Annotated in this window: 16 protein-coding genes and 1 pseudogene; 14 read left to right on the top strand and 3 right to left on the bottom strand. The window is 70.4% G+C overall.

The window, feature by feature from the left end; genetic code table 11:
* The first annotated feature begins 132 nt into the window (after window positions 1–132).
* The 5 genes from rpe to ACWGIC_RS25965 all read left to right on the top strand — a co-directional run bounded on the left by rpe (window position 133) and on the right by ACWGIC_RS25965 (window position 3,826).
* Window positions 133–816 (top strand): ribulose-phosphate 3-epimerase, encoded by a 684-nt coding sequence (rpe, locus tag ACWGIC_RS25985; protein ID WP_452078525.1) that lies wholly within the window; start codon window positions 133–135, stop codon window positions 814–816.
* Window positions 817–900: 84 nt separating this feature from the next.
* Window positions 901–1,506 carry a riboflavin synthase gene (locus ACWGIC_RS25980; RefSeq protein WP_452078524.1) on the top strand — a complete coding sequence of 202 codons (606 nt, stop codon included), beginning with the start codon at window positions 901–903 and terminating at the stop codon, window positions 1,504–1,506.
* Window positions 1,507–1,539: 33 nt separating this feature from the next.
* Window positions 1,540–2,871 (top strand): bifunctional 3,4-dihydroxy-2-butanone-4-phosphate synthase/GTP cyclohydrolase II, encoded by a 1,332-nt coding sequence (locus tag ACWGIC_RS25975; protein ID WP_452078523.1) that lies wholly within the window; start codon window positions 1,540–1,542, stop codon window positions 2,869–2,871.
* The gene (ribH, locus tag ACWGIC_RS25970) at window positions 2,868–3,374 is read left to right on the top strand and encodes a 6,7-dimethyl-8-ribityllumazine synthase (protein ID WP_452078522.1); all 507 of its coding nucleotides are present in this window, start codon (window positions 2,868–2,870) and stop codon (window positions 3,372–3,374) included. The genes ACWGIC_RS25975 and ribH overlap by 4 nt, the downstream gene beginning before the upstream one ends.
* A 5-nt stretch (window positions 3,375–3,379) precedes the next feature.
* Window positions 3,380–3,826 carry a PH domain-containing protein gene (locus ACWGIC_RS25965; protein ID WP_452078521.1) on the top strand — a complete coding sequence of 149 codons (447 nt, stop codon included), beginning with the start codon at window positions 3,380–3,382 and terminating at the stop codon, window positions 3,824–3,826.
* A 4-nt stretch (window positions 3,827–3,830) separates the two neighbouring features.
* Here the strand turns inward: ACWGIC_RS25965 and ACWGIC_RS25960 are convergent, their stop codons facing one another.
* Window positions 3,831–4,616 (bottom strand): exodeoxyribonuclease III, encoded by a 786-nt coding sequence (locus tag ACWGIC_RS25960; protein ID WP_452078520.1) that lies wholly within the window; start codon window positions 4,614–4,616, stop codon window positions 3,831–3,833.
* Between the two features lie 81 nt (window positions 4,617–4,697).
* On the opposite strand from ACWGIC_RS25960, the gene ACWGIC_RS25955 reads away from it, so the two are divergent.
* From ACWGIC_RS25955 to ACWGIC_RS25930, 6 genes are all read left to right on the top strand, one after another.
* A complete protein-coding gene (locus tag ACWGIC_RS25955) occupies window positions 4,698–4,937 on the top strand; it encodes a DUF2283 domain-containing protein (protein WP_452078519.1) in 240 nt (79 codons plus the stop codon).
* A gap of 80 nt (window positions 4,938–5,017) precedes the next feature.
* Window positions 5,018–7,057: an excinuclease ABC subunit UvrC gene (gene uvrC, locus ACWGIC_RS25950; RefSeq protein WP_452078518.1), complete on the top strand. Its 2,040-nt coding sequence runs from the start codon at window positions 5,018–5,020 to the stop codon at window positions 7,055–7,057.
* Between the two features lie 50 nt (window positions 7,058–7,107).
* Window positions 7,108–7,965, top strand: coding sequence for an RNase adapter RapZ (gene rapZ / locus ACWGIC_RS25945; RefSeq protein ID WP_020658140.1), 858 nt, complete (start codon window positions 7,108–7,110; stop codon window positions 7,963–7,965).
* Window position 7,966: 1 nt separating this feature from the next.
* Window positions 7,967–8,929, top strand: a complete 963-nt coding sequence (locus ACWGIC_RS25940; RefSeq protein WP_452078535.1) for a gluconeogenesis factor YvcK family protein — start codon at window positions 7,967–7,969, stop codon at window positions 8,927–8,929.
* Between the two features lie 36 nt (window positions 8,930–8,965).
* Complete coding sequence (gene whiA, locus ACWGIC_RS25935) at window positions 8,966–9,955, top strand: DNA-binding protein WhiA (RefSeq protein WP_093574335.1); 990 nt, start codon at window positions 8,966–8,968, stop codon at window positions 9,953–9,955.
* A gap of 557 nt (window positions 9,956–10,512) precedes the next feature.
* A complete protein-coding gene (locus ACWGIC_RS25930; protein WP_452078517.1) occupies window positions 10,513–11,490 on the top strand; it encodes an LLM class flavin-dependent oxidoreductase in 978 nt (325 codons plus the stop codon).
* Window positions 11,491–11,554: 64 nt separating this feature from the next.
* Here the strand turns inward: ACWGIC_RS25930 and ACWGIC_RS25925 are convergent.
* Window positions 11,555–13,600 (bottom strand): annotated as a pseudogene (locus ACWGIC_RS25925) (PQQ-dependent sugar dehydrogenase); the annotation flags it as partial.
* Between the two features lie 221 nt (window positions 13,601–13,821).
* Window positions 13,822–14,262, bottom strand: a complete 441-nt coding sequence (locus ACWGIC_RS25920) for a PPOX class F420-dependent oxidoreductase (protein WP_452078516.1) — start codon at window positions 14,260–14,262, stop codon at window positions 13,822–13,824.
* 77 nt (window positions 14,263–14,339) lie between these two features.
* Here ACWGIC_RS25920 and ACWGIC_RS25915 point away from each other — a divergent pair, with 77 nt between their 5' ends.
* The 3 genes from ACWGIC_RS25915 to ACWGIC_RS25905 all read left to right on the top strand — a co-directional run bounded on the left by ACWGIC_RS25915 (window position 14,340) and on the right by ACWGIC_RS25905 (window position 21,301).
* Window positions 14,340–15,803: a hypothetical protein gene (locus ACWGIC_RS25915; protein ID WP_093574332.1), complete on the top strand. Its 1,464-nt coding sequence runs from the start codon at window positions 14,340–14,342 to the stop codon at window positions 15,801–15,803.
* Between the two features lie 148 nt (window positions 15,804–15,951).
* Entirely contained in the window at window positions 15,952–16,755 is an 804-nt protein-coding gene (locus tag ACWGIC_RS25910) for a hypothetical protein (RefSeq protein ID WP_037814632.1), read from the top strand.
* 88 nt (window positions 16,756–16,843) lie between these two features.
* Entirely contained in the window at window positions 16,844–21,301 is a 4,458-nt protein-coding gene (locus ACWGIC_RS25905; RefSeq protein WP_452078515.1) for a hypothetical protein, read from the top strand.
* The last annotated feature ends 17 nt before the right edge of the window (window positions 21,302–21,318 follow it).

Here is a 21,318-nt window from a genome sequence, read left to right as displayed (position 1 = left end):
ACGTGACCCATTAGTGCTCGCCGATATGTTCGAGACGGAGAATCCGGATGAGCGCCCGGTGTCCGGAAAGCGAACTCCGGTGCGGTCACGGCCGGTGAACAGCCGGGAACGGGGTCCTCTTACACTCGGGTCGTGGCTTCACCTCTCATCGCACCCAGCATCCTGTCCGCCGACTTCGCCAAGCTCGGCGAGGAGATCGCGGCCGTCGCGCACCCCGGGGACACCCGGGCCGACTGGGTGCACGTGGACGTCATGGACGCGCACTTCGTGCCCAACCTGACCCTCGGCCTCCCGGTGGTCCAGTCGCTGCTGAAGTCCACCGACCTGCCGCTCGACTGCCACCTGATGATCGACGACCCGGACCGCTGGGCGATCGGCTACGCCGAGGCGGGCGCGTACAACGTCACCGTGCACGTGGAAGCCGCCGCGGACCCGGTCAAGCTGGCGAAGAACCTGCGCGCCGCCGGTGCGAAGGCCGGGCTGTCGATCAAGCCGGGCACGCCGCTCGAACCGCATCTGGAAACCCTCAAGCACTACGACACGCTGCTCGTCATGTCGGTCGAACCGGGCTTCGGCGGGCAGTCGTTCATCGCCGACGTGCTGGAGAAGGTGCGCACCGCGCGCCGGCTGGTCGACACCGGCCACCTCAAGCTGGTCGTCGAGATCGACGGCGGGATCAACGCCGACACCATCGAACAGGCCGCCGAAGCGGGCGTCGACTGCTTCGTCGCGGGCTCGGCTGTCTACGGGGCCGAGGACCCGGGCCGCGCCGTCGCCGCGCTGCGCGAGCAGGCCGCCCGCCTCCGCGTCAGCTGACCTTCCGGCCCGGGAAGCTCCCGGAGCCGGACGGGTGTTGGATGGAAGGGCCACCGAGGATGGTGGCCGGGCGAGGAGGCAGCAGTGTTCACGGGAATTGTCGAAGAGGTCGGCGAGGTCACCGCGGTCGAGCAGCTCACCGACGCGGCTCGGCTCACCGTGCGCGGCCCGCTGGTCACCTCGGACGCGGGCCACGGCGATTCGATCGCGGTCAGCGGCGTCTGCCTGACCGTCGTCACGGTCTCCGGCGGCGAGTTCACCGTCGATGTGGTGAACGAAACACTCCAGCGTTCGAGCCTCGCGAAGGTGGCCGTCGGCGACGCGGTGAACCTCGAACGCGCGACCCCGGCGGGCGGGCGGCTCGGCGGGCACATCATGCAGGGCCACGTCGACGGCACCGGCGTCTTCATCTCGCGCGACGAGCGCGGCGTGACCACGTTCTCCCTGCCCCCGGCCTTGTCGCGGTACGTCGTGGAGAAGGGCTCGATCGCGGTGGACGGCGTTTCGCTCACCGTCGCGAGCATCTCCGAGGACCGGTTTTCGGTCGCGCTGATCCCCACCACGCTCGAGGTGACGACGCTCGGCAGGCGTGAAGAAGGCGACCTCGTCAACCTCGAAGTGGACGTCGTCGCGAAGTACGTGGAGAAGCTCACTGCGCCACACGTGGCGGCGAACGCGCACAATGTGTGACATCCACCCGGCGGCGGCAGCGAAGGAGCACCCGTGAGCGAGACGAAGGCGGCCGAGCCGCAGACCGGATGGACCCCGTGCGGAGCAGGCGCGGCGGTCGACGTGGACGCCATCGAGGCCGCGATCGCGGACATCGCCGCCGGGCGCGCGGTGGTCGTCGTCGACGACGAGGACCGCGAGAACGAGGGCGACCTCATCTTCGCCGCCGAGAAGGCGACGCCGGAACTGCTCGCGTTCATGGTGCGCTACACCTCGGGCTACGTGTGCGTTGCGCTGACCGAGTCCGAGGCGGACCGGCTCGACCTGCCGCCGATGTACCACACGAACCAGGACCAGCGCGGCACCGCGTACAGCGTCACGGTCGACGCGGCCGAGGGCATCACGACCGGCATTTCCGCCGCCGACCGCGCGCACACCACCCGCCTGCTGGCCGACCCCGAAGCCACCGCGAAGGACTTCCGCCGCCCCGGGCACGTGGTGCCGTTGCGTGCCAAGGAAGGCGGCGTGCTGCGCCGTCCCGGGCACACCGAGGCGTCGGTCGACCTCGCCCGGCTGGCCGGGCTGCACCCGGCGGGCGTGCTCTGCGAGATCGTGTCGCAGAAGGACGAGGGCGACATGGCCCGGCGCGACGAGCTGGAAGTGTTCGCCGCCGACCACGACCTGAAGATCATCTCGATCGCGGACCTGATCGCCTACCGCAGGCGCACCGAGAAGCAGGTCGAGCGCGTCGCCGAGGCGCGGATCCCGCTGGCCGCGGGCACGTTCCGCGCGGTCGGGTACGACAGCCTGCTCGACGGGATCGAGCACGTCGCCTTCGTGTACGGCGAGATCGGCGACGGCGAGGACATCCTGGTCCGGGTGCACTCCGAATGCCTCACCGGCGACGTCTTCGGCTCGCTGCGCTGCGACTGCGGCCCGCAGCTCGACGCCGCGCTGCAGAAGGTGGCCGACGAGGGCCGCGGGGTCGTGCTGTACATCCGCGGGCACGAAGGCCGCGGCATCGGCCTGCTGCACAAGCTGCAGGCGTACCAGCTGCAGGACGCGGGCGCGGACACCGTCGACGCGAACCTGGCGCTGGGCGTCCCGGCGGACGCGCGCGACTACGGCACCGGCGCGCAGATCCTGTGCGACCTCGGCGTCCGGTCGATGCGGCTGCTCACGAACAATCCGGCGAAGCGGGTCGGTCTCGAGGGCTACGGCCTGCGCGTCACCGGCCGCGAGGCTTTGCCGATCTCGCCGAACCCGGAAAACCTGCGGTACCTGCGCACCAAGCGCGACCGGATGGGGCACGACCTCAGCCAGCTCGAGCACTACGACCAGGTCGGGGCGACCGACCCGGGCACCGAGGAGGACACCACGCGATGAGCGGCGAGGGGCGGCCGGAAGCCGCGCTCGACCTGCGCGACTGCAAGTCTCTGCGGCTGGCGGTCGTCGCGACGCGGTGGAACGCGAAGATCACCGACGTGCTGCTGGAGCGCGCGCTCGCCGCGGCGAAGGACGCCGAGCTGGAGGAAGAGCCCACGGTCGTCCGCGTGGCGGGCGCGGTGGAGCTTCCGGTCGCGGCGCAGGCGCTGGCGCGCAACCACGACGCGGTCGTCGCGCTGGGCGTCGTGATCCGCGGCGGCACCCCGCACTTCGAGTACGTGTGCGACGCGGTCACCGCCGGCCTCACCCGGGTCGCGCTCGACGAGAGCACGCCGGTCGGCAACGGCGTGCTGACCTGCGACACCGAACAGCAGGCGCTGGACCGCTCCGGCATGCCCGGTTCCGTGGAGGACAAGGGCTACGAAGCGGCCGTGGCGGCGCTCGACACCGCGCACGTGCTGCGGAGTCTGGGCAAACCGTGGACCGAGCGGGGATTCGTGTGAGCGTGATGACCGAGCAGCAGACCGCCCTCGTGATCCGGCCGCGCCGGGCGCTGATCATGTGCAGCGTGCTGGCGGTGGCGCTGCTCGCGGTGTTCGTGGTGGTCGCGGTCCTGCTGCGCAGCACGCAGACCGGTGTCGTGTTCGAGGTGTCGGACCAGGTCGCGATGATCGGCATCGGCGTGGCGCTGTCGGCGGGCACGATGCTGTTCGGCAATGCCCGGGTCCGCGCGGACGCCACCGGCATCGAGGTCCGCAACGTGCTGGCGCGGCGGGTGTTCACCTGGGACCAGGTGCTGTCGATCAGCTTCCCGGACGGTGCCTCGTGGGCCCGGCTGGAACTGCCCGACGACGAGTACTTCTCGGTGATGGCCGTGCAAGCCGTGGACCGGGAACGCGCGGTGACGGCCGTGCGCGCGCTGCGGAAGCTGCACCGAACCGCCACCGAGGGCTGAGTTCTTACAGCTCCAGATCCACGACGATCGGCGCGTGATCGGACGGTCCCTTGCCTTTGCGGGCTTCGCGGTCCACGTAGGAATCGGTGACCGCCTTGGCGAAAACCTCGTTCCCGTAGACGAGGTCGATGCGCATTCCCCTGTTGTTGGGGAAGTTTCCGGCGCGGTAGTCCCAGTACGTGAACGGGTGGTCGTACTTCAGCGGACGCGGGAAAACGTCGGACAACCCGGCGTCGCGGAGCTTCTTCAGCGCCGCCCGTTCGGGCTCGGTGACGTGCGTGGACTCGGCGAACAGCGAGATGTCCCAGACGTCTTCGTCCGTGGGCGCGACGTTGAAATCGCCGAGCACCGCGAACGGGCGCGCGTGCTGGAGTTCTTCGCCGACCAGATCGCCGAGCTTCTCGAACCACTCGAGTTTATAGGCGTAGTGCGGGTTTTCCGGCTCGCGCCCGTTCGGCACATACACCGACCAGAGGCGGATCCCGCCGCACGTCGCGCCGATCGCACGCGCTTCGGCCTGTCCGTCGAAACCCGGTTCGCCCGGTAGCCCGCGCGCCACGTCGTCGAGCCCGATCTTGGAGAGGATCGCGACGCCGTTCCACCGCCCCAGCCCGTACGCGGCGACCTCGTATCCGCGCGCGACGATCTCGTCGGCGGGGAAGGCTTCGGTGGTGTTCTTGAGTTCCTGCAGGCACAGGACGTCCGGCGCGGTGTTGTCGAGCCAGTCGAGCACGCGGGGCAGCCGGGGAACGATGGAGTTCACGTTCCAGGTGGCGACGCGGACGGTCATGGCTGCTCCCTGATCGCTCGGCGGGTCGGCGAAACTACGGTACGGCAGGGCAATTTCGCGCGGCGAAGGCGGGGAGAAGCAGTGACGGAGGTCAGAGTCACCTACGACCGGGCGGCCGATGCGGCCTACATCTATTTCGTGGCCCCAGGCGATTCCGATGCCACGAGGTCGGCGCACATGTACCCCTGCGACCCGGTCGCGGTCGGCGGGATGATCAACCTCGACTTCGGCGACGACGGGCGTCTGCTGGGCGTCGAAGTGCTGGCCGCGAGCAGCAAACTGCCGCGGTACCTGCTGGATTCGGCGGAGCAGCCCTCCTGAGAGCCGGAAGCAGCCGTCTTCTCCCGCCTCACGCAAGGGGTCTCACGGAAACTGTCGGACCCTCGCCATACAGTGGGCACGTGGCTGATCCGACCACCTACCGACCTCAGCCGGGGAGCATCCCGGACTCGCCTGGCGTGTACAAGTTCCGCGACGACGCCAAGCGAGTCATCTACGTGGGCAAAGCGAAGAGCCTGCGCAGCAGGCTCAACTCGTACTTCGCCGACCTGTCCGGCCTGCATCCGCGCACGCGGCAGATGGTCACCACCGCGGCGAGCGTCGAGTGGACCGTCGTCGGCACCGAGGTCGAGGCGCTCCAGCTGGAGTACAACTGGATCAAGGAGTTCGACCCCCGGTTCAACGTCCGCTACCGCGACGACAAGAGCTACCCGGTCCTCGCCGTCACGCTGAACGAGGAATTCCCCCGGCTGCACGTCTACCGCGGCGCGCGCAAGAAGGGCGTCCGCTACTTCGGGCCGTACTCCCACGCGTGGGCGATCCGCGAAACACTCGATCTTCTGCTGCGCGTTTTCCCGGCCCGCACCTGCTCCGCAGGCGTCTTCCGCAGGCACGGGCAGATCGGGCGGCCGTGCCTGCTCGGCTACATCGACAAATGCTCGGCCCCGTGCGTGGGCCGGGTGTCCGCGGACGAGCACCGGGCGATCGTGGAGGACTTCTGCGACTTCCTGGCCGGCCGCACGGACGCGATGGTGAAGCGGCTCGAACGCGAGATGGCCCAGGCCTCCGAGGAGCTGGAGTTCGAGCGCGCCGCGCGGCTGCGGGACGACCTGGGCGCGTTGCGTCGTGCGATGGAGAAGCAGGCCGTGGTGTTCGGCGACGGCACGGACGCGGATGTCGTCGCCTTCGCGCACGACGAACTCGAGGCCGCCGTCCAGGTGTTCCACGTGCGCGGCGGGCGCGTGCGCGGGCAGCGGGGCTGGGTGATCGACAAGGCCGAGGAAATGGACGTCCCGGCATTGGTCGACCACTTCCTCACCCAGTTCTACGGCGAGGAGTCCGACCGCGTGGGCCGCGACGACGTCGAGACCGGCCCGGTCGTCCCGCGCGAGGTGCTGGTGCCGGAGCTGCCTGCGGACGCCGAGGCGGTCGCGGAATGGTTGTCCGGCCTGCGCGGCTCGCGGGTGCGGCTGCGGGTCGCACAGCGCGGAGACAAGAAGGCGCTCGCGGAAACGGTGGAGCGCAACGCCAAGGAGGCGTTCACCCAGCACAAACTGCGCCGCGCGGGCGATCTCACCGCGCGGTCCGCGGCGCTGCAGGAACTCCAGGACTACCTCGCGCTCGACAGTGCGCCGCTGCGCATCGAATGCATCGACATCAGCCACATCCAGGGCAGCGACGTCGTGGCGTCGCTGGTGGTGTTCGAGGACGGGCTGCCGCGCAAGTCCGAGTACCGCAAGTTCGCGTTGCGCGAGGCGGCGACCGAGGGCGACGTCGCGTCCATCGCCGAGGTCGTGCGGCGGCGATTCCACCGCTATCTCAAGGAAACGGCCGAAAACGCGGAAAACACCGCGGGGACAACGGAAACCGCTTCGGAAACCGCCGAGGACGCCGGGGACGAGGCGGTCCAGCCGGTGCGCGCCGGGATCGATCCGGAGACCGGCCGCCCGCGCAAGTTCGCCTATCCGCCGAACCTGCTGGTGGTCGACGGCGCGGGCCCGCAGGCCACCGCGGCCGCGGACGTGCTCGCCGAACTGGGCATCACCGACATCGCCGTCGTCGGGCTCGCGAAGCGGCTCGAAGAGGTGTGGTTGCCAGGGGAACCGGATCCGATGATCCTGCCGCGCACGTCCGACGCGCTGTATCTGCTGCAGCGGCTTCGCGACGAGGCGCACCGGTTCGCCATTCGCTACCACCGCGAAAAGCGCGCCAAGCGCATGCAGGCGTCCGAATTGGACAGTGTGCCCGGACTCGGGCAGGCTCGGCGCACCGCGCTGATCAAGCACTTCGGCTCGGTGAAGAAGCTCAAGCAGGCCCGGGTCGAGGAAATCGAAGCGGTTCCCGGTTTCGGCAGGCGCACTGCCGAGGCCGTGGTGGCGGCACTGGCCGGGGAGACCGGCGCCGCACCGCAAGCAGTACCGGGAGGGGACCAGGGGTCGTGATCGGGAAGGAAGCACACGTGAGTGCGGAAAAGGAACAACGGGGCAGCGGGATGGAGGTCGCGGTCGTGTCCGGCCTGTCCGGCGCGGGCCGTTCCACGGCGGCCAAATGCCTGGAGGACCTCGGCTGGTTCGTGGTCGACAACCTGCCGCCGGAGCTGATCGCCACCATGGTCGAGCTCGGTGCGCAGGCGCGGGGGGCGATCACGAAGGTGGCGGTGGTGATGGACGTGCGCTCGCGCGCCTTCACCGACGACCTGGCCTCGGTGATCAAGGATCTGGACGCGCGCGGCTACAAGCCGCGCGTGCTGTTCCTGGAGGCCACCGACGCGGTGCTGGTGCGCCGCTTCGAATCGGTCCGTCGCGGCCATCCGATGCAGGGCGACGGCAGGCTCGCCGACGGCATCACCGCCGAGCGCAAGCTGCTTTCGCCGCTGCGCGAGGAAGCCGACCTGGTGCTCGACACGTCCGCGCTGTCGGTGCACGACCTGCGCGCGAAAATCGAGGACGCGTTCGGTTCGGAGGCCAGCACGCAGACCCGCGTCACCGTGCTGTCCTTCGGCTACAAGTACGGTTTGCCGATGGACGCCGACCTGGTGATGGACGTGCGGTTCCTGCCGAACCCGTTCTGGATCCCGGAGCTGCGCGAGCACACCGGCCTCGACGGCGAGGTGCGCAACTACGTGCTGTCGCAGGAAGGCGCCGAGGAATTCCTCGACCGCTACCACCAGCTGCTGCGGCTCATCGGCGCCGGCTACAAGCGCGAGGGCAAGCGGTACCTGACGCTCGCGGTGGGCTGCACCGGCGGCAAGCACCGCAGCGTCGCGATCTCCGAGGAACTCGCCCAGCGACTGTCCAATGAGGACGGCATGGCAGTAAAGGTGGTGCACCGGGATCTTGGCCGGGAGTGACGTGCGCGCGGTGGCGCTGGGCGGAGGACACGGGCTTCACGCGACGCTGACCGCGCTCCGGCGGATCACCCGCGCCGTCACGGCAGTGGTCACGGTGGCCGACGACGGAGGGTCGTCCGGCAGGCTGCGCCGGGAACTGGGGCTGCTGCCGCCGGGCGACCTGCGCCAGGCGTTCGCCGCGTTCGCCGCGGAGGACGGCGGGCGGCTGTGGGCGGAGGTGTTCCAGCACCGCTTCGGCGGCGACGGCGCGCTCGCCGGGCACGCCGTCGGCAACCTGCTGCTCGCCGGGCTGTTCGAGGTGCTCGGCGATCCGGTGGCCGCGCTCGACGAGGCGAGCAGGCTGATGGGCATCTCCGGCCGGGTGCTGCCGATGTCGCCGGAGCCGCTGGAGATCGAGGGCGAGGTCAGCGGACTGGACAGCGAGGACCCGGACGCGATCCGGCGCATCCGCGGCCAGGTCGCGGTCGCCAGCACGCCCGGCCAGGTGCATCGCATCACGCTGCACCCGGCCGGCCGCCAGGAACGCCCGCCGCGCGGCTGCGCGGAGGCGATCGAGGCGGTGCTGGAGGCGGACGTCGTGTTCCTCGGCCCCGGGTCCTGGTTCACCAGCGTGCTGCCGCATCTGCTGGTCCCGGATCTGCACGACGCGCTCGTGCGCACGACGGCGACGAAGGTCGTCGTGCTGAATTTGGTCCCCCAACCGGGGGAAACCGGCGGATTCTCCCCGGAGCGGCATCTGGACGTACTCTTCGAGCACGCGCCCGCGCTGCGGGTCGACGCCGTCGTCGCGGACCGTGATTCCGTCCCTGACCCGGCAAGCCTGCGCCGGGCGGCCGAACGCCTCGGAGCGAGGGCCTGCCTGGGGGCGGTGGCCGACCCGAACGTGGTGGGACGGCATGATCCTGGTGCGCTCGCCCAGTGCGTGCGAGAGGCACTCGGCCTCGGCGGGGAGCACTGTGGGTGACGGCGGGCGCGCAGCGAAAGGCAGGAGGGGCAGTACATGGCGATGACCGCCGCGGTGAAGGACGAACTGAGCCGGCTCGAGATCACGAAGATCGGGCCGCGCCGGGCGGAGGTCGCGTCGCTGCTTCGCTTCGCGGGCGGGCTGCACATCGTGGCCGGCCGGGTGGTGGTCGAGGCGGAGCTGGACACGGGTTCGGTCGCGCGGCGGCTGCGCAAGGAGATCCACGAGCTGTACGGACACCATTCGGACGTGCACGTGATCACCGCGAGCGGCGGCCTGCGCAAGGGGACGCGGTACGTCGTGCGCGTGGTGAAGGACGGCGAGGGCCTGGCGCGGCAAACCGGCTTGATCGACCAGCGCGGCCGCCCCGTGCGCGGCCTGCCCGCCGCCGTGGTGTCCGGCGGGGTGGCCGACGCCGAAGCGGCCTGGCGCGGTGCGTTCCTGGCGCACGGCTCGCTGACCGAACCGGGCCGTTCGTCGTCCCTGGAAGTCACCTGCCCTGGTCCGGAAGCAGCCTTGGCGCTGGTCGGCGCCGCCCGCCGGATGGGCATCCAGGCGAAGTCCCGCGAGGTGCGGGGCGCGGACCGGGTCGTGGTCCGCGACGGTGACGCCATCGGAGCCCTGCTGACCCGCCTCGGCGCGCACACTAGCGTGCTGCAGTGGGAAGAGCGGCGGATGCGCCGGGAGGTCCGCGCGACCGCCAACCGCCTCGCCAACTTCGACGACGCGAACCTGCGCCGCTCGGCCCGCGCCGCCGTCGCGGCCGCCGCCCGGGTCGAGCGCGCACTGGAGATCCTGGGCGACACCGCCCCGGACCACCTGCTCGCCGCGGGCCGCCTGCGCTTGTCGAACCGCCAGGCGTCGCTCGAGGAACTGGGCCAGCTGTCCGACCCGCAGATGACGAAGGACGCGGTAGCGGGCCGGATCCGGCGGCTGCTGGCGATGGCGGACAAGCGGGCGAAGGAGCTGAGCATCCCGGACACCGAATCAGCGGTGACGCCGGAAATGCTGGAAGAAGAGGCCTGACGCGGTTGTCTGACGGGCCTCGGCGAGGGACCGGTTAGCCGCTGCGGCGCCGGTCGCGGGGGAGGGGTGGTCTGCCGAGCCCGGTTGTGGTGGCGTGTTCGGGAGCGCGGGGCTTGTCGAGTCCGGTTGTGGTGGCGTGCCTGGGGAGAGCGGGGCCAGCCGAGCCCGGCTGCGGTGCCGTGCCTGGGGAGAGCGGGGCCCGGGCGGCCTGCGCGGGGCCGGGGGCCGCCAAGGCGAGTAGCGGGTTTGTGCGGGGAAGCGCTGGTTTAGTGCGGGTGCGCGTCTTGTGAGTGTCCATCCCGGTTCTAACCGGAAAAAACTCTCACAACGGTCCAGGTTGCCAGCCGGTCGGAGTGCTGCTGCTCAGCGGCCCGCCTGGGCCAGTCGCGGAGGCTGGGCGGGGGAGAAGTGCCCGCCAAGGCCTCAGCCGCGGGCTTGGGCGGGTGCGCCGCCAGAGAATCCCCGCCACCCCGGCCCTCACCCCACTCCCGTCAAGACCTCGTCCACAGTGGACAAATCACCGCCGCCACACCCCCGGGTTCGCTACCGTAGGGGGCATGATCGATCTGCCGCTTTCCGCACTTGAACTCGCGCTGGTCGAAGCCGGGCAGTCGGCCACCGCGGCGCTCGAACCGCTTTCCGCCGTCGCGCGGCGGCTCGACGACCTCGGCTATCACCGTCTCTGGTTCGCCGAGCATCACGGGTCCCCGGCCATCGCCAGCGCGTCCCCGCAGGTGCTCGCGGCGCACGCGGGCGCGGTGACGTCCCGGGTGCGCGTCGGGTCCGGCGGCGTCCTCGCGCCGAATCACGCGCCGTTCGCGTTGGCTGAGCAGTTCGGGACGCTGTCCGCGCTCAACGGCGGGCGGGTCGATCTCGGTGTGGGACGCGGGCCGGGCGCGCTCGATCCGGACATCATCCGCGCGCTGCGCCGGGGGGCCGAACCGGCGGGAGAAGCCGACTATCACGCCGACGTCGACGAGCTTCTCGGCTACCTCGGCAGCGAAAAGGTGCTTCCGGGCGGAGTGACCGTGCCGGAGCCGTGGCTGCTCAGCTCCAGCCCGGTGGGCGCGGAGGTCGCCGCCGAGCGCGGGTTGCCGATCGCGTTCGCGCATCACATCCGGCCGGACAACACCGCGCCCTCGCTGGAGCGCTACCGGGAGAAGTTCCAGCCCTCGAAATGGCGTTCGAAACCGTACGTGCTGTTGTGCGTCGAGACGATCTGCGCGGACACCGAGGCTGAGGCCGAGTACCTGTCCGGGCCGATGAACGTGCTCAAATCCCACCTGCTGACCGGCGGCGGGGGAGATCAGCCGATGCTCACGCCGGAGGAGGCCGCCGGGTACGAGTTCGCACCGGAGATGATTCCGCAGCTCGAACACTTCCGGGCCGCCCAGGCGTATGGCGAGCCGGAGCAGGTCCGGGCGCGGCTCGCGGAGCTGGCGAAGCAGACCGGCGCGGACGAAATCATGGTCACGGTGCCGGTCTTCGACGCGAAGGCGCGCATCCGCTGTTACGAGCTGGTCGCCGGGCAGTAAGCCGGGCACTAAAAGGTGCGGCAGGGGTGACCGGCGCCGCTCCGGTCACCCCTGCCGCGGCTTATCCGGCGAACGCCGCGCCGGGGAACTTCAGCTGCACCACCACGTTGTCGATGGTGTCCGGCGTGCCGCCGAGCTTGTCGTTGTTCGTCGAGGTCACCCACAGGTGCCCGTCCGGCGTCTTGGTCACCGAGCGCAGCCGGCCCCAGCGGCCGGAGAACACCGCGGACACGTCGCCGACGCTGTCGCCCTTGAGCTGCGCCACGAACAGCTGCTTGCCGGTCACCGCCGCGATGTAGATCCAGTCGTTCACGATCTCGATGCCCGACGGTCCGGCCTGCGAGGTCGGCCAGGTCTTCTTCGGCGCGATGGTCCCCTTGCAGTCGCCGATCGTGCCTTCGCACGCCGACCAGCCGTAGTTGCCGCCCTTCTGGATCAGGTTCAGCTCGTCCTGGCTGCTGTCGCCGAATTCCGACGACCACAGCTGTCCGCGCGAATCCCAGGCGAGGCCCTGCGGATTGCGGTGCCCGTAGCTCCAGACGTACCGGGCGTTGCCGCCGGTGGCGTAGAACGGGTTGTCGCTCGGCGCGGAACCGTCCGGGTTGAGCCGCAGGATCTTGCCGTTGAGCGAACTCTTGTTCTGCGCGTTGGCCTTGAGCTTCGCGTCGCCGACGGTGGCGTACAGCTTGCCGTCCGGGCCGAACGCGATCCGGCCGCCGTTGTGGTACTGGTTCTTCGACATCCCGGTCAGCACCGGCGTGGTCGTCTTCGACAGCGTGGTGCCGTCGTAGGTGACCTTCACGATCCGGTTGTCGCTGGACGACGTGTGGTACAGGTACACCGCGTGGTCGGTGTTCCACTGCGGCGAGATCGCCAGCCCGAGCAGCCCGCCCTCGCCGTTCGTGGTGACCACGCCGGGGATCTTGCCGAGCGTTTTCTTCTTGCCGTCCGGCGTGATCTGCAGCAGTTCGAACCGGTCCCGTTCGGTCACCAGAGCGTTGCCGTTCGGCAGGAAACCGACCGACCAGCCGAGGTCGACCTTCGTGATGTCCTTGTCGTACGACGGAATTCCGCCGCCGGCCCCGGTGTTGCTGGTGGTTTTCGCGGTGACCGCGTTGCTCGCCGCGGAGGCGTTGCCGTTGGGGTCACGCGCTTTCACGGTGAAGGTGTAGGACGTGTTCGGCTTGAGGTCGGTGACCGTCGCCGAAGTCTGCGTGGTGGTCGAGACGACGTCGTTGCCCTGGTAGACGTCGTAGCCCGCGATGGAGCCGCTGTCGTCGGTGGAAGCCTTCCAGGACAACGAAATGCTGTCCGAGGTGCTGCCGGTGGTCTTCAGCGAACCGGGCACGCTCGGCGGGGTTTTGTCGTCGCTGGGCGGGGTTTTCACGCCGACGACGTTGCTCGGCTGGGACGGGTTGCCCGCCGCGTCGTAGGCGATCACCGAGATGTCGTACGACGTGTTCGGCGTCAGCTGGTCGACGGTCGCCGAGGTGGTCTTGCCGTCCACGACCTTCAGCGTGTTGCCGCCGCGGTTGATCTCGTACCGCGTGACGCCGACGTTGTCCGTGGCCGGGTCCCAGCGGAAATCGGCCGCGGTGGGCCGGATGTTGGACGCCTGGAAGTTCTTCGGCGGCGTCGGCGGTTCGTTGTCGGCCGGGGCGGAGAAGCTGTCGGTGATCTTGTCCGTGTTGGGCCCGCCGTTCGCGGACGCCGAAACGGTGCGCACGTGGTTGACGCCCGCGGTGAGCTGGACGGTCGCGGTGACGGTCTTCCACGTCGTCCAGGAACCCGTGCTGGGGAAGGAAACCGTGCCCTTGTCGCCGCCGTCGACGACGAGCTTCATCGGCCGGTCGTCGGCGGTTCCGTTGGCATAGCGGAAAGTCAGCGTGTGCGTCCCAGCTTGGGCCGCGTTGACGGAGTAGTCGGCGTAGCTGCCGACGAGGTTTTCGAAGTCCACGAATCCCTTGCCGGAGTAGCCGGAATGGTTCGTGGCGATCTTGGCCTGGGAAAGCGTCGCGTCCTCGGACTCGTAATCCCCGGTCGCCGCGGTCGCGGTCACGGGGGTCAGCAGTGCGCAGCCGAGCGCGGTCGCCGCGGTACCGGCGAACAGCGCGCTCAACGTCGAGCGTCGTGCCACGGGGGCCTCCTGCGTGAGGGGGATCGGGGCGGCGGCGGGGAGGTGTTCGTTGTCCAGCGAGGTCTTCGTTAGGAAAGTTTCCTATTTATCGGGACAGATCACACACCCTCGGCAGGTGCGGTGTCAATAGGGCGATCGCGGCATTACGCTCCGCAGCGGGCGCCGCGGAGCGTAATGCCTAAAAGGAACCGGGCTCAGAAGCCGGCGATGTCCGCCCGCGCGATCACCTTCGTGATCCTCGCCCGGACGAGGGATTCTTCGGGGACGGCGTTGCGCTCGCCGTAGGCCGGGCCGTTCTCCTCGCCCATGTACCGCGCGCCGAGCCGGGTCGCCCACTCCAGCATTTCGCCGAGGTCGTGGTGCAGTTCCGCCTCGGCGGTGAACTGGACGTACGAGAACGGCGGCCGCTGGTCGTCCACCGCGAGCGAGATCCGCGCGTCGCGGCGCAGGGCCTTGCCTTTGAGCGTGTCGGTGCCGGTGGTGAAGATCAGTTCGTCGCCGCGGGGCCCCTCGTTCAGCAGGAACCACACCGGCGTGACGACCGGGGCCCCGTTGGCCCGCACGATCCCCAGCATCCCGGTCCGCGTGCCCTCGCTCGCGAACTTCCACCACTCCGCCCTGGTCATCTCCCGCATGCCCGCCACGCTAGCCGTCCGCGTGTGCGGGCGCTCGGGCAGGCCGACTAGCCTGACCTGCTGTGCGATACGACGAGATGGGCGCCGCGGGGCTCGCCGACGAGGGGCTGACCCGCCGGCTGAAGGCGCTCGCCTGCACCGCGCCGTTGCACGACCTCGACGCGCGCAAGGCGAAGCTCGACTGGGCCGACGCCACGGTCTACCAGATGGCCGAGATCGCGCTGCACACGATCGACCAGGTCACCATCGCGATGGACTTCGACACCGGGGCCGGGCACGACCAGGTGATCGACCGGCTGCTGCCGTTCATCTCGCTGCAGGCGCCCTCGCGGATGCCGGACGAGCACGTGCGCGTCGCCAAATGGGTGCTGGACAACCTGATCAACGTCGGCACCACCGACCGCGGCTTCCGGCGCGTGTACGGCTCGCTCGGCCCCGGCGGCTACCAGCGCCGCCAGTTCGACTTCAAGCTCCTGGTCGAGCTGGCCGCCCCGGACGGCGAGGTCTATCTGCGCGCGACCGACGAGGCGATCAACGTGCTGGTCGGCGCGCTGGACACCGACGTCGAGTCGGCGCAGATCGCGGCCGAGGTGAAGCTGGAGAACCTGATCAACCGCGGCCGCCTCGCCGACGCGAAGCTCGCCGCGGAGCAGGCCCGCTACCGCACGGTGCAGTACGGCGAGACGCTGCGCGCGAAGCTCGACGCCACTCGCCGCGACGTGCGCGCGGTCGACTGGGAGAGCGAGGTGCCGGAGCTGATCGAATCGGCGCTCGGGCACATCGAGTCCCGCTTCCGCGCGGAGAACGCGATCCTGAAGAACATCACCACCGCGCGGGACGAGTCGGAGGACGCCGACCACAAGCGCCGCGCGGCCGAGCTGGTCGACATCGTCGCCGACTGCATCCGGCGGCACACCCGGCTCCAGTCGCGGCTGGCCGACGCCGGTGCGGTCTTCCGCGCCGAACAGGACCGCCAGCAGTTCTCCGGACCGCCGCAGCGGGCGACGATCGACCTGTTCGGCCAGCTCCTGATGCCGACGCTCGGGCTGCCGCTCGCCGACGCCACCGCGCCCGCCGAGCACTTCTTCCACGCCGTCGCCGGCATCACGACGCCGGTCGTGCCGTCGCTGTCCTCGCTGGTGTCGCTGCTGCTGCGGCCCGCCCCGGAACGCGACCAGCTGGTCGGCGAGGTGCCGGAGCCGGAGCTGGTGCCCGCCGAGGTGACCGACCGCTTCGGCGACGACGTGTGGCGTCTCGCCGACGAACTGCTCGACCTGCCCGACGTGCCGCGCCGGCTGTCCGGGCTGCTGGAGGACGCGCGCCGCTCCGGGCAGCCGAACCTGGCGTCTCTGGTCGCGCTGCGTGCGCTGCACGCTTACAGTCCCGAGGTCGGCGCGGCGCGCCGGCAGGGGGAACGCCACGTGCTGCTCGCCGTCGACGACGGCACCCTGCTCGACGACCCGGATTTCGGCGGGGCAGATCTGCTGCTGTCCACCGCGGAGGTCGAACGAGCGGACGACGAGACCGAGGAGGTCGCCTGATGCTTGTTTCCCCGAGGCGACCAAACCGCCCCAATGTGGCATTGGGTGCATCCCACGCACCGAATGCCACATTGGGTGCGTCTGACGCACCGAATGCCACATTGGGGCGCTTTGCGGCAGGTCACGACGAGACCGAGGAGGTCGCCTGATGCCGGTGACGCACACGAGCGTCGACGCCGAGGCCGCCGCGCGCCTCGTCGCGTTCGGGATGCGCCCGAAGCAGCTGCCCGCCCGCGACGTCGTGTACGGCGAGCTGGTGCGCCGTTACGGCGAGGACAACGCGTTCAAGGCGCTCACCCACGCGGTCGCGTCCGGGCTCGGGCTGATGGTGCTGGAGGTGACGCAGCAGGCCGGCTGCGTGCTCGCGGCGACCGACGAGTCCGTCTTCGAGATCAAGATGGACAGCTACGCGCGGCAGGCCAAAATCCGCGAGCGGCGCGAGACGGAAAAGGTGCTGCACGGCCTGATCCACCTCGCGACGGCCGCGCTCGGCTACCCGCGGCCGGACGACCTGGCCAACGACACCTACATCGGCCGCGTGAGCGTCGAGCAGGTCGACGCGATGGTCCGCGAAGCGGCGCGTGTGCTCGACGAGCGGGCGCAGCTGGCCGAGGCGAACAACGACCCGCTCGCGGACGCGCCGGAGCTGGAGCAGGCATGGCGCGCGTACGCCCGCCGTCCAGCCGCAGCGGCGACGAAGGACGGCCGGATGGCGGCCGACACCACGCGCGGCATGGTGTCGCGGGCGCTGCGGTTCCTTGCTGATCAAGGCTTTTTGGTGCAGGTGAGCGACGAGCAGGGCGGCACTTACCGCACGACGCCGCGATATCAGATCCAGGTGCGCGAGCTGGCCGCGGACGCCGCGTTCGACGACCTGCTCGCGCTCGACGTCGTCGCGGTCGCCGGTGCTGGGGGCACGCTGCGCGCGACCGCCTCGGACACGCTGCAGTGAGGGAATCAAGGTCCGTGGGGGAATCAGAGTCCGTGAAGGTTCCCTTCACGGACCAGCGGGCGGATCAGGCGCGGTAGAGGGGAAACGGATGTACGAGCTTTCGCGGGTCCGCCTGCATTCGGTGGGCCCGGCGGGCGCCCGGTACCAGGACGTGGTGCTGGACTTCAGCGGCGTCGGGGCCACGATCACCGCGCCGAAGCAGGACGCGCTGTTCTCCGCGGGCATCCACGCCGGCGGCCCGGTGCGCCGCCCGTCGCCGGCCAGCGTGCTGTTCCTGGAGAACGGCGGCGGCAAATCGGTGCTGATCAAGCTGATCTTCTCGGTGATGCTGCCCGGGCGGCGCCAGGTCGTCGGCACCACGAGCACGAAGGTGCTGGAGAAGTTCGTGACGGCCAAGGACGTCGCGCACGTGGTGCTGGAGTGGCTGCACGTCGAGACCGGGCAGCGGGTGATCACCGGCAAGGTGTCGGAGTGGCGCGGGCACGTGACGTCCGCGGACTCGGAGAACCTGGTCGACTCCTGGTACTGCTTCCGCCCGACCGCCGAGGTCGGCCTCGATTCGCTGCCGCTGACCGAAGACGGCCGCCTGCTCACCATGTCCGGCTTCCACGACCGGATCGCCGGTGCGGCGATGGCCGAACCGGAGCTGGAGCTGTTCTGGACGCGCCGCCACCACGAGTGGACCGGGCGGCTCGACCAGCTCGGCCTGGACACCGAGCTGTTCCGCTACCAGCGCGCGATGAACGCGGGCGAGGGCGAGGCGGCGGACGCGTTCCAGTTCTCCACCGACGAGGCGTTCGTGGAGTTCCTGCTGCGCGCGGTGCTGTCCGAGGACGAGCCGAAGGACCTCGCCGAGGTCGTGTCGACGTACGCGAACAACCTCGCGCAACGCGGCGATCTGATGGCGGAGAAGGAGTTCGTCGAGGGCGCGCTGGAACTGCTCGGGCCGCTGGCCGAGGAGGAAGGCGTGGCCGCGGCGTCCCGGCGGATCGCCGAATCGGCGCGGGAGGACCTCAGCGAGCTGGCCGGGCGGATCCACGCGCGCAACGAGCTGGAGAACGCGCGGCTGTCCGGGCTGGAGGAGCACGTCGAAGAGGTGCGGACCGCCGAAAAGCTCGCCGAGGGCGACCATCGGCGGCTGACCGCGGGCGTCACCGAGCTGCGTCGGCTGGTCGCGGTGCTGCGCCTGGAAGAAGCGCAGATCGAACGCGAGCGCGTGGACGGCGAGCTGGCCGAAGCGAAGACGCAAGCGGAAGCGTGGCGCGAAACCGCGACCGTGCTGAACCGGTTGAACGCCGCGCGCAAGGCGAAAGACCTGCGCGAGCTGGTCGGAAACCGCGAGGAAAAGGCGAAGCCGGCGCTGGCCGCGCGAGATGCGGCGGCCGTCGCGCTGGGGCGTGGTTTGCTTTCGCTGGCGCGTGACGCGCAGCGCCAGGCGGACAAAGCCGAGGCGCACGCGGACGCATTGCGTGCCGAAGCCGAGAAGGCGCAGACCGACCGCGACGAGGCGGCGAATCTGGCTGCTGGACGTCGAGCTGAGGCGCGCGGGCTGTCGTCGCGGATCGCTGAGCTGCGCGAGGAAATCGCGGAGTCCGTCCGCAGTGGACTGTTGCCGTCCGGTGCGGATGTCGCGGAAGCGGCGCGGTCTGCACGGGCGGAAGCCGAGGCCGCGGCGGCGGAATCCGTTCGCCGGGAACAGGAACTCGACCGGGTCGGCGAGGATCTGCAAGCGGCGCAGCGCTCGGTCAACGAGGCGCATCAGCTCGCCGGGTCCACTCAGGACCGCCTGGTGCGCGCGGCTGAGGATCTTGAGCGGGCGCACCGGCGGACCGACGCGCTGGCCGCGGAACCGCGGCTGATGGAGCTGCTCGGCGCGGACGACGTCAAGCTGGAGAGCGATCTTCCGGTGCTGCTGCAGCGTTTGCGCGACGCGAGCGCGGCGGTGGAGAAGGAACAGACCGCGCTGCGGATGGAAGAGTCGGCCGACGAACGGGCGCTGGCCGCGCTGGGGTCGGGCGGGCTGCTGCCGCCGCCCGAGGACGTGCAAGCCGCGCTGGATGCGTTGGAGCAGGCCGGGATCACCGCGTGGTCGGGCTGGCGTTATCTGTCCAAACTGGACTCGGTGCGACGTGACGAAGTGCTGGAGCGGATGCCGCAGCTCGTCGCCGGGGTGCTGCTGAACGACGCGGCGCAGGTCGAGCGGGCGCGCGAGGTGCTGGCGGCTTCGCGGCTGCTGCCGAGCGCGGTGATCGCGGTCGGGACCACCGAGGCGTTCCAGGCATCGGACGGTCCGGCCGCTGCGGGCGTCGAGTTCCTCGTGCCGCCGAACCCGGCGATGTACGACGAGGAAGCCGCCGACACCGAGCGGGAAGCCGTGGCGCAACGGCACGCCGAACGTCAGCGTCGGCTGGAGCAGCTGTCGGAGAAGCTGGCAGCCGACGGGGCATTGACGTGGAAGCTCACCACCTGGCGTGAGGACTATCCGGCCGGTGCCATCGGGACGCTCGCCGAGCAGGCCGAAAGCGCTCGCGTCGCACGGGAGACCGCGCAGACCGCGCTCGGGCAAGCCGAGGCGGAATTCGCCCGGTTGAGCGAAAAAGCAGCTGCGTTGCGCGAGCGGGTCCCGGCCTTGCGGACGGCTGCTGCCGAAGCCGAGGAGAAGGCGCGTCGGCTCGGGGAACTGTCCACTCGGGCCGCGCGCGTCGCGGAATGGACCGAAGAAGTCGAGCGGGCAACGGAAATCGCGGAACGCGCGGAGTCGTCGGCGGCCGAAGCATCGGCCCGGGCGGCGCGATTGCGTGAGCAGGCGGCGGAGGAGCAGCGGACCGCCGACGGCCACCGCCGCACCGTCACCACCGCACGGTCCGAGCTGGCCGAGGTACCGGGTGCGGCCGAGCTGCCGGAGGACGTCGAAGCGCCTTCGGAACCGGTGGACGCGTTGCGGCGCACCTTCGCGTCGGCCTCCGAGGCGTACGCGAAGGTCGAGGTCGGCAGCGATCTCCGGGCCGAGCTGGAACAGGCGGAATCCGCTGAGGCCGCAGCTTCCTCGGCGCTGGAATCGCTGGACGAAGAGGTCCGGGTGCGCGCGGCGGCGTTGCTGGAGACGCCGGACGGTTCGGACTCTTCCACGCGAGCGGCAGCGTTGGCGCGGGCCCGGCGAGTCGTCGACTCGCTGGAGGAGGAACGCACCGAGGCGATCGGCCAGGTGTCGACGCGGCGCGCTGAGCTGGACGTCCTGCCGTTGCAGACCGGCGTCGCTTCGCCTGCGGAGCGGCCGCGCGACATCGAACACGGCCTTGAGCTGATCGACGCTGCTTCGCTGGAAGTGTCCGCGGCGGCCCGGAAATGGGAAGAGCTGCAAGAGCGCCGAGCAGCCGCGGAGGCGACGCTCGACGCGGGCAAGGCATCGGCGTCCGGCTTCGGGTTGCTGGCGGAATCGTTGGCACACTTGCGTTCGGAGGAGCCCGCGGACGCGTACGACGGCGATGTCGAGTCCGCGCGGACCCGGTACAACCAGCTCAACACCGTCCTGAACGACGCGCAGTCGGCGGCCGACTCCGGCGACCGGCGGGTGCGCGCGGCGGCGGACCAGCTGGCGCAGTACGCGACGGAAAAGCGGTTCGAGAAGCTCAGCACGCCGGTGCGGCAGCAGGTGATTTCCGTTAAACGGGACCAGCTTCCCGTGCACGCGGCGGAATGGGGCGAGGCGCTGCGGCCCCGGCTGCGGACGCTCACCGACGATCTCGCGCAGATCGACCGCCATCGCGGCGGCATCATCACGCGGCTGCAGGGCATGGTCGAAGGCGCGTTGCGCACCTTGCGGTCGGCGCAGCGGGTGTCGCGGCTGCCGGACGGGCTTGGCGACTGGTCCGGGCAGGAGTTCCTGCGGATCCGGTTCACCGAGCTGGAAGACCATGTGCTGGCGGAAAAACTGGGCGAGGTCGTCGACGAGGCGGCCGCGGGCAAGACCGCCGACGGCCGCGACGTGAAACGCGACGGGCTGTCGCTGGTGCTGCGCGGGGTGCACGTGGCCGCGCCCAAGGGGTACCGGGTCGACATGCTCAAGCCGGATTCCGTGCTGCGCACCGAACGCCAGCGGGTGTCGGAAATCCGCGACGTGTTCTCCGGCGGCCAGCAGCTGACCGCCGCGATCATCCTGTACTGCACGCTGGCCGCTCTGCGCGCCAACAACCGGGGCAAGGCGCGGAACCGGCATTCGGGCGTGCTGTTCCTGGACAACCCGATCGGCCGCGCGTCGGCCGGGTATCTGCTGGAACTGCAGCGCGCGGTGGCGGAGGCGCTGGGCGTGCAGCTGATCTACACGACGGGGTTGTTCGACGCGGGCGCGTTGGCGGAGTTCCCGCTGATCGTGCGGCTGCGCAACGACGCGGACCTGCGGGCCGGGCGGAAGTACCTGTCGGTGGACGCGACGATCCGGAACTCCCTCGACGATCTCGGGGACCCGGACGGGGTGGCGCGGCTTTCGGCGACGCGGATGTTCAGCCGTACCGCTCCCGCGGAACTGCCCGCGGAAGAACCCGCCTGACGGTCCGGCTGGCGCGC

The sequence above is a fragment of the Amycolatopsis sp. NPDC054798 genome, assembly GCF_053611505.1.
This window is presented reverse-complemented; position numbering and strand designations above follow the sequence as displayed.